At 65.9% G+C, this 15,553-nt stretch carries 13 protein-coding genes and 1 pseudogene; 5 read left to right on the top strand and 9 right to left on the bottom strand.

Translation table 11 applies throughout. From position 1 onward, the window contains the following. From ABSF49_RS15655 to ABSF49_RS15645, 3 genes are all read left to right on the top strand, one after another. Nucleotides 1-600: dihydrodipicolinate synthase family protein (locus ABSF49_RS15655; protein ID WP_424113583.1), on the top strand; the 600-nt coding region annotated here is incomplete at its 5' end. A gap of 26 nt (nucleotides 601-626) precedes the next feature. Then, nucleotides 627-1,106 carry an SsrA-binding protein SmpB gene (gene smpB / locus ABSF49_RS15650; RefSeq protein WP_424113582.1) on the top strand — a complete coding sequence of 160 codons (480 nt, stop codon included), beginning with the start codon at nucleotides 627-629 and terminating at the stop codon, nucleotides 1,104-1,106. 475 nt (nucleotides 1,107-1,581) lie between these two features. Continuing rightward, complete coding sequence (locus ABSF49_RS15645; RefSeq protein ID WP_424113581.1) at nucleotides 1,582-2,595, top strand: hypothetical protein; 1,014 nt, start codon at nucleotides 1,582-1,584, stop codon at nucleotides 2,593-2,595. Here ABSF49_RS15645 and ABSF49_RS15640 read toward each other — a convergent pair. Further along, nucleotides 2,567-2,722, bottom strand: a pseudogene (locus ABSF49_RS15640) (IS1 family transposase); the annotation flags it as partial. The gene ABSF49_RS15645 and the pseudogene ABSF49_RS15640 sit on opposite strands and share 29 nt — an antisense overlap. A 221-nt stretch (nucleotides 2,723-2,943) precedes the next feature. Here ABSF49_RS15640 and ABSF49_RS15635 point away from each other — a divergent pair. Continuing rightward, on the top strand, nucleotides 2,944-3,315 hold the full coding sequence (locus ABSF49_RS15635; protein WP_424113580.1) for a Crp/Fnr family transcriptional regulator: 372 nt from the start codon (nucleotides 2,944-2,946) through the stop codon (nucleotides 3,313-3,315). Between the two features lie 24 nt (nucleotides 3,316-3,339). On the opposite strand, the gene ABSF49_RS15630 is transcribed toward ABSF49_RS15635, so the two are convergent. After that, complete coding sequence (locus ABSF49_RS15630) at nucleotides 3,340-5,535, bottom strand: CHASE2 domain-containing protein (RefSeq protein WP_424113579.1); 2,196 nt, start codon at nucleotides 5,533-5,535, stop codon at nucleotides 3,340-3,342. A 166-nt stretch (nucleotides 5,536-5,701) separates the two neighbouring features. Next, a complete protein-coding gene (locus ABSF49_RS15625) occupies nucleotides 5,702-6,607 on the bottom strand; it encodes a FecR family protein (protein WP_424113578.1) in 906 nt (301 codons plus the stop codon). A 212-nt stretch (nucleotides 6,608-6,819) separates the two neighbouring features. Here ABSF49_RS15625 and ABSF49_RS15620 point away from each other — a divergent pair, with 212 nt between their 5' ends. Then, nucleotides 6,820-7,476 (top strand): HD domain-containing protein, encoded by a 657-nt coding sequence (locus ABSF49_RS15620; protein ID WP_424113577.1) that lies wholly within the window; start codon nucleotides 6,820-6,822, stop codon nucleotides 7,474-7,476. Nucleotides 7,477-7,482: 6 nt separating this feature from the next. Here the strand turns inward: ABSF49_RS15620 and mce are convergent, their stop codons facing one another. From mce to nuoL, 6 genes are all read right to left on the bottom strand, one after another. Continuing rightward, nucleotides 7,483-7,887 carry a methylmalonyl-CoA epimerase gene (gene mce, locus ABSF49_RS15615; protein ID WP_424113576.1) on the bottom strand — a complete coding sequence of 135 codons (405 nt, stop codon included), beginning with the start codon at nucleotides 7,885-7,887 and terminating at the stop codon, nucleotides 7,483-7,485. Nucleotides 7,888-8,037: 150 nt separating this feature from the next. Then, nucleotides 8,038-9,705: a ribonuclease J gene (locus ABSF49_RS15610; RefSeq protein WP_424113575.1), complete on the bottom strand. Its 1,668-nt coding sequence runs from the start codon at nucleotides 9,703-9,705 to the stop codon at nucleotides 8,038-8,040. Further along, nucleotides 9,702-10,514 carry a biotin--[acetyl-CoA-carboxylase] ligase gene (locus ABSF49_RS15605; protein ID WP_424113574.1) on the bottom strand — a complete coding sequence of 271 codons (813 nt, stop codon included), beginning with the start codon at nucleotides 10,512-10,514 and terminating at the stop codon, nucleotides 9,702-9,704. Before ABSF49_RS15605 ends, ABSF49_RS15610 begins: the two co-directional genes overlap by 4 nt. After that, a complete protein-coding gene (gene nuoN / locus ABSF49_RS15600; RefSeq protein WP_424113573.1) occupies nucleotides 10,511-11,944 on the bottom strand; it encodes an NADH-quinone oxidoreductase subunit NuoN in 1,434 nt (477 codons plus the stop codon). Before nuoN ends, ABSF49_RS15605 begins: the two co-directional genes overlap by 4 nt. 30 nt (nucleotides 11,945-11,974) lie before the next feature. After that, on the bottom strand, nucleotides 11,975-13,477 hold the full coding sequence (locus ABSF49_RS15595; RefSeq protein WP_424113572.1) for an NADH-quinone oxidoreductase subunit M: 1,503 nt from the start codon (nucleotides 13,475-13,477) through the stop codon (nucleotides 11,975-11,977). After that, the gene (gene nuoL, locus ABSF49_RS15590; protein ID WP_424113571.1) at nucleotides 13,477-15,495 is read right to left on the bottom strand and encodes an NADH-quinone oxidoreductase subunit L; all 2,019 of its coding nucleotides are present in this window, start codon (nucleotides 15,493-15,495) and stop codon (nucleotides 13,477-13,479) included. The genes ABSF49_RS15595 and nuoL overlap by 1 nt, the downstream gene beginning before the upstream one ends. Between the last annotated feature and the right edge of the window lie 58 nt (nucleotides 15,496-15,553).

Here is a 15,553-nt window from a genome sequence, read left to right as displayed (position 1 = left end):
GCCGGCGCCGACGCCGTGCTGGTGGTCACGCCCTATTACAACAAGCCGACCCAGGAAGGGCTCTACCATCACTTCCGCGCCGTCAACGACGCGATCGGCATTCCGATCATCATTTACAACATCCCGCCGCGCAGCGTGATCGACATGAGCGTGGAGACGATGAAGCGGCTGTACGAGCTGAAGAACATCGTCGGCGTCAAGGACGCGACCGGCGACGTCGGCCGTATTTCCAAGCAGCGCATGGCCATGGGCCCGGAGTTTATCCAGCTTTCAGGCGAAGACATGACGGCGCTGGCCTGCGTCGCCGCCGGCGGCCACGGCTGCATTTCGGTCAGCGCCAACGCCGCACCGGCCCTGTGCGCCGAGTTGATGACCCACGCCCTCGACGGCGACTTCGCCCATGCGCTGAAGTTGCAGGACCGCCTCGCGCCGCTGCACGCGGCGATCTTCGTCGAGCCCGGCGTCGGCGGGGCGAAATATGCGCTGAGCCTACTCGGCCGGATCCAGAACGAGGTCCGTCTGCCGCTGCTGCCGGTCGGCGCGAACACCGAAGCGATCATCCGGCGCGCGATGGTCCACGCCGGCCTGCTCAACGCCTGACACGGTCCTGACGAAAAGGAGACGGCGTGGCGGCGGAAAAGGAGAGGCCGAATTACAAGGTCGTCGCCGACAACCGGCGCGCGCGCCACGATTACGAGATCGGCGAAGTGTTCGAAGCGGGGCTGATGCTGACCGGCCCCGAAGTGAAGTCGCTGCGCACCGGCAAGGCGACGGTCGCCGAGAGCTACGCCGCCGTCGACCGCAACGGCGAGCTGTTCCTCTACAACGCCAACATTCCCGAATATCTGCAGGCCAACCGCAACAACCACGAGCCGAAGCGGCCGCGCAAGCTGCTGCTGCACGCCAAGGAAATCGTCAAACTCGCCAGGGGCGTCGAGCGCGAAGGCATGACGATCGTGCCGCTGCGCATCTATTTCAACGCCAAGGGCCGCGCCAAGGTCGCCATCGCGCTCGCCCGCGGCAAGCAGTTGCACGACAAGCGCGAGGCGGAAAAAACGCGCGACTGGAACCGCGACAAATCGCGCCTGATGCGCCAGCGCGGCTGAGCGGCGGCGACGTCAAGAGGCGCGTCAAGTTTCGTCAAGCCTCGTCAAGTTTCGTCAAGCCTTGTCAAGGGAAACGCTTGACGCTGCGGCAGAATTCTTTTGAATATCAGTTCCTTATCGGTCGTCAAGGCGGCCCGCCTGGGTTCTGTCAATCCGACGCTGTCGAACCTTCGACGGCCTGATCGGCGCCAATTCGAAGGATAGCGCGCTTTCTGATTTTCGAAAAGACATTGTCGCGATCGCCGAGCTGGGCGGCGCGGGGTTCCTCGATTGAAGATTGCCCGCCCTGCCCTCATCCGGCGCTGCGCGCCACCTTCTCCCGCTCGGCGGGAGAAGGGTTCGGCGGGCAATTCGGCGCGGGCCTGCGCCGCCGCTCGTCCGGCGGTAGTTGGCCACTTTGAATAAGGCCGCCCGGAGCGGGCAGCTTTGCAACCACAGCATGATTGGGACTAACCTCCCCTCGGGGAGGACTGTCATGCTCGTTCGTAGAGAAAAGCAGAGAAATCCTGTCGCCGATGAGGTTCTCGCTCTCACGGCGGTTGTGAGGCCCATTTTGGCTGGAGTCCTGTATGGGCTTAAAGCAGATGTCGCCAAAGAAGTGGGAGGGTATGACAATGTGAAATTGAAACTGTTGCCGCGTCTTCGCCGCCAGGGTGATGGCGACATAGGAATTTGTTTCGAATATGCTGTTCATGAGGCAATGAACAATAAGGATGCTCGTGTATTAGAAAGGATTAATGACGCAATTAGCTTATGTAAAATTAAAACTGCGGCTCCAAAATCTATTTTATTCGGATTGGAAAAATCTGGATCATTTCAGCTCATAGCTACCGCTCGCGATATACTGACAGATGATTCACGCGTTCTTGCTGGACTAAAACAAGGCGGACAGCCGCCAAAACTCAAAAGGCGATTGTCGATATTGGCGTCAGCTTTTAGTAGGCCGGCTACACGGGTCACTCTTCCGTCGTCGATTCAGGGATTGTGGAAAGCAGACCTATTTGTAGGGTCAGTTGACACCCAACAATGGGTCGGAACTTCGGTAAAGATCAATCCGGCTCATCTAGAAGCGGCAGCCGGGCTGCGAATTGGCATTGTACCAACGCGTGCCGGACAAAACGATAAGGTGGTAGCAGACGAGAAACGGGGGTTGGTGATTTGCCCGCTGCATCATGACCAAGATTTCATGCAAGTTTTTTATGAAGGATTTCGCGTGGTGCAGGCGTTTCTTCTTGCGGACGCAAAAATTCCTAAGGAGGCCATCATGCCAGGGCCGGTTGGACGCGAGGTTTGCAGGATTTTAGAGCAGCGGCGCGAATTTCCGGTCGTGGATGTAATGGAAGCTCTCGTAGCCTTTGGGCAGCCTGAATTGCTTGATAGCGACGAGGAGCAAGTGGATTTGTTGCAGCTTAAGGGAGATGCCGAGACCGCGACTATGATAGCGCCCGTATCTCGCGACACTATGCCTCCCAAGCATCGAGGACGTTGACCATATCGCCGATCTCCCAAGGACGATCGGTGACGCCAGCGGCCATCGCGGGCGTAGTCTTGAGCGTCTTATGGATACGCACAAAATTGTAATACAAAAAATGAAGCGCCATTGCGTGTGCGTGGTGGCGTGCCACCGGTCGTTTCGCCCGTGGCGATATCGACCATGCGCTTTGCCCACTGATTCAAATCGCGCGGGCGTTTGGGGTGCTTCTCGACCATGATCGCACTATGCCGCGATGGCGTCTTGGTCGCTAGAGCGAAATTGCGCCGCCACATTCAAACTGACCCACTACCCGTCCGGCGGCGGTCTTGGCGCGGGGCTTCGGGCGTGTCATAAAACTGCAATATGTCGAACGCCGAAGTCGAATTCAGCATTCTCGCCGGATCGGGCGCGCCGATCCGCGCGTTCAAGCAGGGCGAAGTCGTCTTTCGCGAAGGCGATCCGGCGACTGAGCTTTATGTCGTCAAGAGCGGGCGGGTCGACATCAGCAGCGGCAATCGCCTGCTGGCGACGCTCGAAGAAAACGGCATTTTCGGCGAGATGGCTTTGATCGACAAGGCGCCGCGCAGCGCGACGGTGACCGCGGCGACTGACGTCGAGCTGGTGCCCGTCAACGAAAAGCAGTTCCTGTTCCTGGTCAGCCAGACGCCGTTTTTCGCGCTCAAAGTGATGCGCGTTCTCGCCGGCCGGTTGCGCGTCGCCAACAAGGCGGTCTGATCCCCAAGCGAAGCGGCTTGGCGCCTACTTGGTCTCCAGCCTGAAGACCGGCTCCCAGGCCGGGCCGAGGTCGCTCTTGGCCAGAAACGCGAACCGTTCCTGATAGTAATTCGTGTAGAGGCCCTGGATCTCCTTGGGCGCCAGCGCCGCCGCCGCGGCCGCCAATCGCCCGGCGCGTTCGAAATCGCGGCCGCGATAGGCGGCCAGGATCTCGTCATGGCGGCGCGCCAGCTCGCGGAAGGGCGCGCTCGCGGCGGTCGCCGCGTCCCCCGCCAGGGCGTAGACCGGCGTCGAGCGGGTCTTGCCCTTGAGCACCAGCCGGTCGACCTCGAGCCAAGCGAAATCCGGCGCGTCGGCGCGCGTCAGGTCGCTGGCGACAATGTCGACGCCGAGGACTTTCGAGGCCCCTTCCAGCCGCGAGGCGACGTTCACTTCGTCGCCGATCGCCGAATAGTCGAAGCGTCGCGTCGAGCCGAGGTTGCCGACGCAGCACTCGCCGGTGTTGAGGCCGACGCCGAACTTCACCGGGTGAAAGGCGTGACCGGATTCGGCCGCCCGGCTCGCCCAACCCTCATTCAAGGCCGCAAGGGTGTTGCGCATCGCCAGGGCGGCGTTGACCGCGTGAGCGGCGTGGTCGCCGTCGTCGAGCGGCGCGTTCCAGAACGCCATGATCGCATCGCCCATATATTTGTCGACAGTGCCCATCTCGGCGAGCACGGCCTCCGTCATCGGCGTCAGATATTCGTTGAGGAACGAGGTCAGCTCGACCGCCGTGAGGCCCTCCGAGATCGTGGTGAAGGAGCGGATGTCGCAGAACATCAAGGTGAGCGTGCGCTGCAGCCCGCCCAGTTGAATGGCTTCCGGGTGCTCCGCCAATCGCGCGACGACCGCAGGCGACACGAACCGCCCGAAGTGGGAGCGCGTCTCGTTCAACTGATGTCGCTTCTGGCTGTAGAGCGCCAGCAACCCGGCCAGAAAGACCGCGCCGGATGAGAAGCCGGGCGTGACGGGATCGATGAGCCATCCATATTGCGTGAACGCCAGCCAACTGCCGCCGGCCATGGCCGCGACGGCCAAGGCGCCGAGAACGGCGCTCCACAGCGCCGACAGCAGCGGCGTCGCGACGACGAGCGCCAGCGACAGCAAAGTCATCGTCGCCGCCTCGGCCCCGGGCGCCCAGTCGGGACGCAGCAAGGCGTCGCCATCGAGAATCTGCTCGATCAATTGCGCTTGCGCCTCGACGCCCGGCGTCGACGGATTGAGTGGGGTCGCGACGACGTCCGACAACAACGACGCGCTGGCGCCGATGACGACGATCTTGCCGGCGAGATCGGCGAGATCGGGGCCAGGCTGGAACAGTTTCCACGCCGGCGTCGACAGGCTCGGATCCGTCGCGGCGAAATAAGCGCGGATGTCGCCGGCGGGTTCGGTCGGCACGACCAGGTCGCCGACCTTGATCGCCGCGACGCCGGCGCCCTGCCCCGGCGACGAACCGCCGAGGTCGGCCGACTTGATCAGATAGGTCGAGGCGCCCTGCGCGACCCGCAGGCACTCGATGGCGAAGCTCGGCTGAATCTGACCGTTGACGACGATCAGCAGCGGCACGCGGCGCACCACCCGGTCCGCGTCCGCCTGCCAGTTAACGAAGCCGATTCCCGCGGCGCTCTTGGCCAGAATCGTCAGCGGCCCGAGCGCGCCGTTGAGATGCGGCAGATCGGGCGTGGGGTCCTGGCCGATGAAGGTGAAACCGCTCTTGGCGGGAACGACGCCGGCAAGTTTGGTCTGGGTGACGAGCTCGCTCAGGATGACGGATTGACCGCCCAGCGCTTGGGCGAAAGCCGCGTCGCCTTCGCCGCCCGCGGCGCCGGACGGCGCGCGATCCGTCTCCGAGAACAATACGTCGAAGCCGATCGCCGCCGCCTTCGCGCCGGCGAGGGCGTCGACGAGCTTCGCCATCTCGGCCCGCGGCCAAGGCCATTGGCCCAACCGCCGGATCGACTCGTCGTCGATGTCGACGACGCGCACGAGTCGCTCGGCCCCCGTCGCGCGCGGCCGCCAGCGCTGGTACTGATCGAAGACGACGTTCTGGAAATTGGCGCGCAGCGTCGTCAGCGTCTGGCCGAGCGCGAGCGCCCCCGCATAGACTGCGACGACGACCAGCAGATAACGCCAGTGCCGTTTGACCCGCCTCGTCGCCGCTTGGCGCCAGGACCCGTTCATGGCCGCCGCGCCGCTTCATCCGAACAGCGACGAGGAGGCGGCGCGTTTGGTCCGCTTGCCGGCGCCGCCGGCAAGCCGCCGATTCCCCGTTCGCTCCCAATCGCCATCAGGCGCGGCGCCTCCGATCAAGCGCCGGGTTCCGATCCCGCGCGCGCACGCGCGTCGTTCAATGCTTGTGGCCAGGGCCTGGGCCTTGGCCAGCGCCGGGGCCGGAGCCAGGGCCAGGGGCGCCGATGCTGCTCGCCGGCGCCTCTTCGCCATCGTCGCCGCCGCCGTGGCAGCGCTTGGGCGGGGGCGCGACGACGGTCACGGTGACCGGCGTCACGGTCGGCGTCACGTCGGCGTGTTGGCCGTTCGGGCCGGACGGTCCGGGCGGCGCGTCGGGAATCGAGTCGATGACGGCGGAAACCGTGGCGGCGGCGCCCGCGTTCCACTTGATCCCGGTTGTCGTCACCTCGACCGCCTGGCCCGGTTCAGTAAGCTGGAGACAGTGCTTCTTTGGCGTGCTGCGGGTGCAGACGAGAGCGCCGCCCTCGTCGAGCAAGACAAGCGTGTCGGATGGGCTGGAGACGATCTTGAGCACCGTTCCGCGCACGCCTAACGCCGCGGTCGGCGTCGCGATGACATAGGCCTTCTTGTCGGCGTCGCCGGTCGCGAAGCGCAGCGCGCCCTTCACCAGATTGACCGCGATCGCGCCCGGCTGGCTGGGACCGGAATAGACGAAGCGATCGAGCTTGATCAACGACGACGGACCGAGCAGCAGGTTGGTGTTGTCGCGCAGCACGAGCCTGGCCGAACTGTCGGCGTCGGTGCGCACCCCTTCGTCTTTGAACACGTCGTCGCCTTGCACGACGTTGGTCTTGTCGCCGGTGGCGAGATCGCCCGTCACCAGATTGACGACGGTCTTCGCGTCGCCGATGCTGTCGTCGGCCAGCGCCGGCGCCGCGGCGCCCGAGATCGCGAGCCCGACAACCAGAAATGCGCACTTCGCCCGCCCGAAATCGCGAGCCGCGGCCAGATCAGAAACGCGCGCCCGAGGGTTTTGCAAAATTGCTGGATGGTTGATACGCATGATGGAAATATCCCCGTCTCACGGAACCCCAGTCCCCGCCGTCACAGAACCTTAAAATTTTAATACTTTTATGACAATAGCTTGCTTCTAGAATTTCTTTTAACCGTTTGCGAAGCAAAGAGAAAGTGTCCAGACGACTGGTCCTGTGCTCGGCAGGAAATCGAGAGAACGCCACCCCGCGCCATGAGAGCGTTCAGCGAAGGTTCGCGCCGATGACGAGTGAACGGGATCGGCGAGACTTCGACGCACTGCTCGCGCGCGTCCCCCTGTCGCAAAGCGCCAAATCCGAACTGGCCACGATGATGGAATCGGACGAGCGCCACTATCACGGCGTCAATCATCTCGCGTTGCTGTGGCGGCGCCATCGCCTCTACGCGACGGCCGAAGGCCTGACGGCGCCCGAGATCGAGACCCTGATCGCCTGCGCGATCGCCTATCACGACTGCGTCTACGCGCGCGGTCGGCGCGACAACGAGGTGCGGTCCGCCGAGGTGTGGATGCGCGCCAGCGCGGGATCGGCGCTGTCGGACGAGGATCGCGAATGGGTCGCCGAGACGATCCGGGCGACGGCGGACCATCTCGCCTATCCCGATCCCGGCGCGGACGCGCCGTCGCGCGAGCGGGCGCGGGTGTGGGTGCTCGATCTCGATCTGACGCCGCTCGGCGAGGCCGACGGCGATTTCGACCGCAACACCGAACTGCTGCGGCTCGAGGTTCCCCATCTGACGGAGGCGCAGTACGACGCCGGTCGGCTCGGATTCTTGCGCAAGCTGTCCGACGCGCCTCGGGTGTATCGCACGCCGACGCTGGCGGCGCAGTTCGAGGCGCAGGCGCGCGCCAATTTCGCCCGGCAATTGGTCGGCGGCTGACCCCGACTAAGCCTGCTCGAGCTCGATCAGCGTCCCGGTGAAATCCTTGGGATGGAGGAACAGCACCGGCTTGCCGTGGGCGCCGATCTTCGGCGCGCCGTCGCCGAGCACGCGCGCGCCGGAGGCCTTCAGCGCGTCGCGCGCCGTCAGGATGTCGTCGACCTCGAAGCACAGGTGGTGCATGCCGCCGTCGGGATTCTTTTCGAGGAACTTGGCGATCGGCGAGGCTGCGCCGAGCGGCTCGAGCAGCTCGATCTTCGTATTCGGCAATTCGACGAACACCACCGTCACGCCATGCTCGGGCAGCGCTTGAGGTTGCGATACGCGCGCGCCGAGCGCGTCGCGATAGCGCGCCGCCGCCGCCGCCAGATCGGGCACGGCGACAGCGACATGATTCAGGCGTCCGATCATGACTCCCCCCAATGAACGCGCCCCCTCTCCCCGCTTGCGGGGAAAGGGCTGGGGCGAGGGGCCGGGAGATTGGCCCAAGTGCAGCGGCCAACCGCCTCGCCCCTCATCCTAACCTTCTCCCCGCAAGCGGGGAGAAGGGACTCGATTTCGCTACACCTCGACGATCAGCACGTGCACCATCGGCTTCTTGCCCCACAGCGCATCGACCGTGTTGCGCACCGCGCGCTCGACCGCGCCGCAGACGACATCGGGGTCGCGTCGCTTGGCGCGCGGCAGGCTCTCGAACGTCTCGAAGATCGCCGCGTCGATCGCCGCGTCGATCCCCGCTCCGTCGCGGGTGCTCTTCGGCAAGCCGGCGATCAGCACGTCCGGGTCGCCTGCCATCTCGCCCTTCGCGGTCAAGGCGAGCGCGATCGACACCACGCCGGCGAAGGCGAGCTTGCGCCGCTGGGCGACGCAATCGTCGGTCGGCGGCAGCAGGATCGCGCCGTCCTTCATGATCCGCCCATGGTCGACGCGGGCGATGACGCGCGCTTCGCCGGGCGACAGCCGCACCACGTCGCCGTTGTAGGCCCGCACCACCTCGCCGACGCCTTGGGCGCGCGCAAAAGCCGCGTGTTCGGAGAGATGCAACGGCTCGCCATGCGCCGGTACGGCGATCTTCGGCTTCAGCCAGTCGTAAAGCTGAGCGAGTTCGCCGCGCCGCGGATGGCCGGAGACATGGACGAGATGGGTGCGGTCGGTGACGATCTCGATTCCCTGCTTGGCCAGCGCATTGACGATTCTGCCGACCGCCTTCTCGTTGCCGGGAATGGTGCGCGAGGAGAAGATGACGCGGTCGCCCGCGGTGAGGGTCGAGCCGACGCGCTCGTCGAGCGCGAGGCGCGCCAGCGCGGCGCGCGGTTCGCCCTGGCTGCCGGTGGCGAGCGCGAGAATCTTGTCGCGCGGCAGGCGGTCGAGCCGATCCGGGCCGAGCAGCGCCGGCACGCCGTCGAAATAGCCGCATTCGCGCGCCACCGCGACGACGCGCTCCATCGCGCGGCCGAGCGCCACCACCTGCCGCCCGGCGGCGAAGCCGGCTTCGGCCGCGGCGCGCAGCCGCGCGACGTTCGAGGCGAAGGTGGTGACGAAGACGCGGCCTTGCGTTCCGCGCGCCAATTCGGCGAGCGTCGCCGCGACGGCGGCCTCCGAAGGACTGGTTCCGTCGCGCAGCACGTTGGTCGAGTCGCAGATCAGCGCCAGCACGCCCTCCGCGCCGATTTCGCGCAGACGGCGCTCGTCGGTCGGTGCGCCGATCGGCGGCGTCGGGTCGATCTTCCAGTCGCCGGTATGGACGACGACGCCGGCCGACGTGCGAATCGCCAGCGCGCAGCTATCGGGAATCGAATGGGCGACGGGAACGAACTCGACGTCGAACGGGCCGATGGCGACCCGGCTGCCCGGCGCGACGATTGTGATCGGGATCTTGGGCGCGCCCGGCTCGGACAGGCGGCGCGCCTCGGCGAGCCCGGCGGAGAAGCGCGTCATATAGACCGGCGCGCCGAGCCGCGGCCACAGCTCGGCCAGCGCGCCGATGTGATCCTCGTGGGCGTGGGTGACGACGATGCCGACCAGATCCTTCTTCGCCTTCTCGATGAAGGCGATGTCGGGCATCAGCAGATCGACGCCGGGCATGTCCTCGCCGGCGAAGGCGAGACCGACGTCGACCATCAGCCATTTGCGGCCGCGCGGCGGGCCGAAGCCGTAGAGCGCGCAATTCATGCCGATCTCGCCGAGACCGCCAAGCGGGGCAAAAACCAGTTCGTTGGCGTCGCTCATGATCGCAGGCTTTCCTCGCCGCCCGCCCCAATGCGTTCGGCTGTCGGCGCTAGATAAAGATCGGCCGCTTCGATCGTCTCGACGCCCGCCGGGGTGCGCAGCAGCAGCCGCCCGCCCTCGTCGAGCCCCTCGAACGCGCCTTCGCGCGCGCCGCGCGGATCGGCGACGCGGATCGGCCCGCCGAGCCCCGCCGCGCCGGCGAGCCATAGGGCGCGGATGGCGGCGAAGCCAGCGCCGCGCGCCCACAGGCCGAGCGCCTCGTGGAAGCGCGTCGCCAGCCGGACGAACAAAGTTTCGGCCGAGGCCGTCTGCGTGAGCGCGTCGCCGAGCGAGGCGGCCGGATAGTCGAGGCCGTCGGGCGCGCTGACGCAGTTCACGCCGATGCCGACGATGCAGGCGAGCCGGCGGTCGGGCGTCGTCACGCCCTCGGCGAGCAGGCCGGCGATCTTGGCCCCGCGCCACATCAGGTCGTTCGGCCATTTCAGGCCGAAGCCGACGCCGCCGAGATCTTCGACCGCTTGGGCGAGCGCGACGCCGGCGACGAAGCCGATCTGCGGCGCGAGCGCCGGCGGACAGGGATCGACCACGAGCGCGCTGGCGTAGAGATTGCCCGGCGGCGAGCTCCAGAAGCGGCCCTTGCGGCCGCGCCCATGGGTCTGCTCCTCGGCGACGACCCACAGCCGGCCCGCGTCGCCGGCGAGCGCCGAACGGCGCGCTTCGTCGTTGGTCGACCCGACGCGCGCGAACCGGGCGACCCGCCAGCCGGCGAACAGCGGCTTGGGGTCGGCCTGAAAATCGATTGCGTTCAAAACAGCGACTTCGCCGCGGCCATCGCAGCATCGGTCAACGGCGCGGGCGCGAACGCGTAGAAGATGACGACCGCGGTCGACAGCGCGAGCACGACCCGCGCCGCCGAGCCGGGACGATCGAACGCCTTGGCCGGCTCGTCGAAATACATGATCTTGACGATGCGCAAATAGTAGTAGGCGCTGACCGCGCTGAGCAGCACGCCGATGACGGCGAGCCAGTAGAGGTCGGCCTTCATCGCGGCGGCGAAGACGTAGAACTTGGCGAAGAAGCCGGCGAGCGGCGGCACGCCGGCGAGCGAGAACATCATCGCGCCGAGGAAGAACGCCATCGGCGCGTTGGTGCGCGCCAGCCCGGCGAGATCGGCGATGTCTTCGACGTAGGCGCCGTCGCGCCGCATCGACAGGATGCCAGCGAACGTGCCGAGCGTCATCGCCAGATAGATCGCCATATAAATGATGACGCCATGCGCGCCCTCGACCGTACCGGCGGCGAGGCCGACCAGCGCGAAGCCCATATGGCCGATCGACGAATAGGCCATCAGCCGCTTGATGTTGGTCTGGCCGATGGCGGCGAAGGAGCCGAGCGCCATCGAGGCGATCGAAATGAAGGTGACGATCTCGCGCCAGTCGGCCGAGACGCCAGGAAACGCGACGATGGCGACGCGCACCAAGATCGCCATCGCCGCCATCTTCGGCGCCGAGGCGAAGAATGTCGTCACCGGGGTCGGCGCGCCTTCATAGACGTCGGGCGTCCACATGTGGAACGGCACCGCCGAGATCTTGAAGGCGAGGCCGGCAAGCACGAAGGCGAGGCCGAAGACGACGCCGAGGCTGCCATGGCCGTGCAGCGCCGCGGCTGTCCCGGTGAACGAAACCGTGCCGGCGTAGCCGTAGACCAGCGACGCGCCATAGAGCAGCATGCCCGACGACAGCGCGCCGAGGACGAAATATTTGAGCCCCGCCTCGGAAGCGCGCAGGTCGTTGCGGCGATAAGCGGCGATGACGTACAGCGACAGGCTCATCAGCTCGAGGCCGAGATAGAGGGCGATGAAGTCGCCGGCCGAAATCAGCATCATCATGCCGAGGGTCGCCAGCAGGATGAGCACCGGGAACTCGAAGCCGCCGATCTTCTCGTTGCGCATGAAGTCGATCGACAGCAGCAGCGTGACCAGCGAGCCGATCAACGCCAGGGCTTTCATGAACCGGCTGAACGGATCGTCGACGAAGGCGCCGAAGAAGGTCGCCGCCGCCTCGCGCTGGTCGGCGACGACCACCGCCAGCGCCGCGGCCAGCAGCGCGACGGCGATCTCGGCGACCAGTCCTTGCGTCCGTTCGCCGCGCAAGGCGCCGAAAAAGATCAGCGCCAGCACGCCGGCGGCGACGATCGCCTCGGGCAGTACGACGGGGAGCGAGAGAGCCGTCACGTTCATGTTGCGTCGTTCCCTAGCTGCGCTTCGCCTTCAGAGTCCCGCGGTCTTGGTCAACGCCAGCGCCTGTTCGACGCCCTTGAGCAGGGAGTCGATCGAGGCGGCGCTGGCGTCGATGATCGGCTGCGGATGGACGCCGTAATAGATCGTCAGGACCAGCAGCGGCGCGAGCACCGCGATCTCGCGCCCCGACAGGTCGACGATGCCGGCGAGGCTCGGCTTCTCCAGCACGCCGAAGATGACCCGGCGATACAGGTAGAGCGCGTAGCACGCCGACAGGATGACGCCGGTCGTCGCGATCAGCGCGACCCACGCGTTGGCCTGGAATGCGCCGATCAGGGTCAGGAACTCGCCGATGAAACCCGAGGTGCCCGGCAGGCCGACATTGGCCAGCGTGAACACCATGAAGGCGACGGCGTAGCGCGGCATGCGCTGCACAAGGCCGCCGTAGGCGGAAATGTCGCGGGTGTGCATGCGGTCGTAGACAACGCCGACACAGAGGAACAGCGCGGCGGAGACGAGGCCGTGGCTCACCATCTGGTAGACCGCGCCCTGCACGCCCTGCGTGTTGGCGGCGAACAGGCCCATCGTCACGAAGCCCATATGGGCGACCGACGAATAGGCGATCAGCTTCTTCATGTCCTCCTGCACCAGCGCCACCAGCGAGGTGTAAACGATCGCGATGATCGACAAGGCGTAGATCAACGGCGCGAAATTCGCGCTGGCGACCGGGAACATCGGCAGCGAGAAGCGGATGAACCCGTAACCGCCCATCTTCAGCAGGATGCCGGCCAGGATCACCGAGCCCGCGGTCGGCGCTTCGACATGCGCATCGGGCAGCCAGGTGTGCACCGGCCACATCGGCATCTTCACCGCGAAGGAAGCGAAGAAGCCGAGCCACAGCCACTTCTGCATCGCCGCGGTGAAGGGGAAGCGCAGCAGCGCCTCGATGTCGGTCGTTCCCGCCGTCCAGTACATCGTCATGATCGCCAGCAGCATCAGCAGCGAGCCGGTCAGCGTGTAGAGGAAGAACTTGAACGCCGCGTAGACGCGCCGCTTGCCGCCCCAGACACCGATGATCAGGAACATCGGGATCAAGCCGCCCTCGAAGAACAGGTAGAACAGCACCAGGTCGAGGGCGACGAAGACGCCGATCATCAGCGTCTCCAGCACCAGGAAGGCGATCATGTATTCCTTGACCCGGGTCTGGATCGACGTCCACGAGGCGGCGATGCAGAGCGGCATCAGGAACGTCGTCAGCAGAACGAACGGGATCGAAATGCCGTCGACGCCGAGCTTGTAGAGAATGACGTGCGAGAACCAGTCGTGCTGCTCGATCAGCTGGAAGCCGGGCTCGGCCGGGTTGAAGCGCTCCCAGGCGACGACGCTGAGAACAAACGTGATCAGCGTCGTCCACAGCGCGATCCAGCGCGCGTTGTTGAGCGTCGCCTCGCCTTCGCCGCGCAGGACCAGGATCAGCAGCGCGCCGATCAGCGGCAGGACCAGCAGGCCCGAAAGGATCCACGAGCCGGACATCAGCGGATCCCCCCGAACAGGTACCATGTCGCGAACGCAGCGACGCCGAGCAACATCGCGAACGCGTAATGGTAGATGTAGCCCGACTGCAACCTGACCACGTTGCGCGTCACGTCGAGCACGCGGGCGGAGACGCCGTCGGGGCCGAGCCCGTCGATGATGGCGCCGTCGCCGCCCTTCCACAACGCGCGGCCGATGCGGAACGCCGGCCGCACGAACAGGAAGTCGTAGAGCTCGTCGAAGTACCACTTGTTGAGCAGGAAGCGGTAGAGCGCCGGATTGGCTTTGGCCAGCGCCTTCGGCGCCGTGCGGTCGACCATGTACATGTAATAGGCGACGGCGAGGCCGATCAGCATCATCAGCGTCGGCAGAAACGACACCAGCGCCGGGACATGCTCCATGTCCTCGAGGATCTTGTTGTCGGCGCCGACGAACAGAGCGTGCTTCCAGAAGCCCTCGACGCCGCCGCCGATGAACCAGTAGCGGAAGGCGACGCCGACGACGACCGCGCCGAGCGCCAGAATGGCGAGGGGAACCAGCATCACCTGCGGCGACTCGTGCGCGGCGTGGGCGTCGTGGCCATGGACGTCGGCCGCGTGGTCGTCATTGGCGTGGCCGTGGGCGACCGCTGGCGGCGACGCCGCCCAGTCGCCGCGCTGGCCGAAGAAGGTCATGAACACCAGCCGCCACGAATAGAACGAGGTCAGGCCGGCGGCGAAGGTGACACAGATGAAGGCGTAGGTCGCGCCGAAGCCGTGCGAGGCGTAGGACGCCTCGATGATCGCGTCCTTGGAGACGTAGCCGGCGAAGCCGATCGAGGTGAACGGAATGCCGACGCCGGTCAGCGCCAGCGTGCCGATCACCATCATCCAGAAGGTGAAGGGAATTTCTCTGCGCAGGCCGCCCATCGCCCGCATGTCCTGCTCGTGGTGCATCGCCGTGATGACCGAGCCGGCGGCGAGAAACAGCAGCGCCTTGAAGAAGGCGTGGGTGAACAGGTGGAAAATGCCGAGGCTGTAGCCGCCGACGCCGAGGCCGACGAACATGTAGCCGAGCTGCGAACAGGTCGAATAGGCGATGACCCGCTTGATGTCGTTCTGCACCAGGCCGACGGTCGCGGCGAAGAACGCCGTCGTCGCGCCGACGATCGTCACCACGGCGAGCGCGTTCGGCGCGAGGTCGAACAACGGCGAAAGCCGCGCCACCATGAACACCCCAGCGGTGACCATGGTCGCGGCATGGATGAGGGCGGAGACCGGAGTCGGACCCTCCATCGCGTCGGGCAGCCAGGTGTGCAGCAGAAACTGCGCCGACTTGCCCATCGCGCCCATGAACAGCAGCAGGCAGACGATGGTCAGCGCATCCCAGTCGATTCCCCACAGATGGATGGTCTTGCCCGCCATGCCCGGCGCGGCGGCGAAGATCTGCTCGAGGCCGACCGAGCCGGTCAGCGCGAACAGCAGGAAGATGCCGAGCGCGAAGCCGAAGTCGCCGACCCGGTTGACGACGAAGGCCTTGATCGCCGCGGCGTTGGCCGACGGCCGCTCGTACCAGAAGCCGATCAGCAGATAGGAGGCGAGGCCGACGCCTTCCCAGCCGAAGAACATCTGCACCAGGTTGTCGGCCGTCACCAGCATCAACATGGCGAAGGTGAACAGCGACAGAAAGGCGAAGAAGCGCGGCCGGCTCGGGTCCTCGGCCATGTAGCCGATCGAATAGAGGTGAACGACGAACGAGACGGTGCCGACCACAACCAGCATCACGGCGGTCAGCATGTCGATCCTGAGCGCCCAGCCGACGACGAGCTTGCCGGAAGTCAGCCAGTTGGCGACCGGGACGATCAGCGCCTGCTCGTCATGGCCGAGCGCGACCGAGAAGAACGCGACCCAGGAGAGAGCCGCGCTCACGCCGAGCAGGCTGGTGGTGACGAGCTCGGAGGCGCGCGCGCCGATCTGGCGGCCGAACAGGCCGGCGATCAAGAAACCGAGCAGCGGCAGGAAGACGATCAGATCGTACATGGCGCCTTCAGCCCTTGAGCGCGTTGATGTCGTCGACCGCGATCGAGCCGCGGTTGCG

The organism is Roseiarcus sp., from assembly GCF_049514155.1.
Taxonomy (GTDB): Bacteria; Pseudomonadota; Alphaproteobacteria; order Rhizobiales; family Beijerinckiaceae; genus Roseiarcus.
This window is presented reverse-complemented; position numbering and strand designations above follow the sequence as displayed.

Excerpts from the sequence above, each read along its gene's own strand:
- ABSF49_RS15645 (WP_424113581.1), top strand. The coding sequence starts at position 1,582 with ATGCTCGTTCGTAGAGAAAAGCAGAGAAATCCTGTCGCCGATGAGGTT.
- ABSF49_RS15635 (WP_424113580.1), top strand. The coding sequence starts at position 2,944 with ATGTCGAACGCCGAAGTCGAATTCAGCATTCTCGCCGGATCGGGCGCG.
- ABSF49_RS15630 (WP_424113579.1), bottom strand. The coding sequence starts at position 5,535 with ATGAACGGGTCCTGGCGCCAAGCGGCGACGAGGCGGGTCAAACGGCAC.
- ABSF49_RS15625 (WP_424113578.1), bottom strand. The coding sequence starts at position 6,607 with ATGCGTATCAACCATCCAGCAATTTTGCAAAACCCTCGGGCGCGCGTT.
- ABSF49_RS15620 (WP_424113577.1), top strand. The coding sequence starts at position 6,820 with ATGACGAGTGAACGGGATCGGCGAGACTTCGACGCACTGCTCGCGCGC.
- mce (WP_424113576.1), bottom strand. The coding sequence starts at position 7,887 with ATGATCGGACGCCTGAATCATGTCGCTGTCGCCGTGCCCGATCTGGCG.
- ABSF49_RS15610 (WP_424113575.1), bottom strand. The coding sequence starts at position 9,705 with ATGAGCGACGCCAACGAACTGGTTTTTGCCCCGCTTGGCGGTCTCGGC.
- nuoN (WP_424113573.1), bottom strand. The coding sequence starts at position 11,944 with ATGAACGTGACGGCTCTCTCGCTCCCCGTCGTACTGCCCGAGGCGATC.
- ABSF49_RS15595 (WP_424113572.1), bottom strand. The coding sequence starts at position 13,477 with ATGTCCGGCTCGTGGATCCTTTCGGGCCTGCTGGTCCTGCCGCTGATC.
- nuoL (WP_424113571.1), bottom strand. The coding sequence starts at position 15,495 with ATGTACGATCTGATCGTCTTCCTGCCGCTGCTCGGTTTCTTGATCGCC.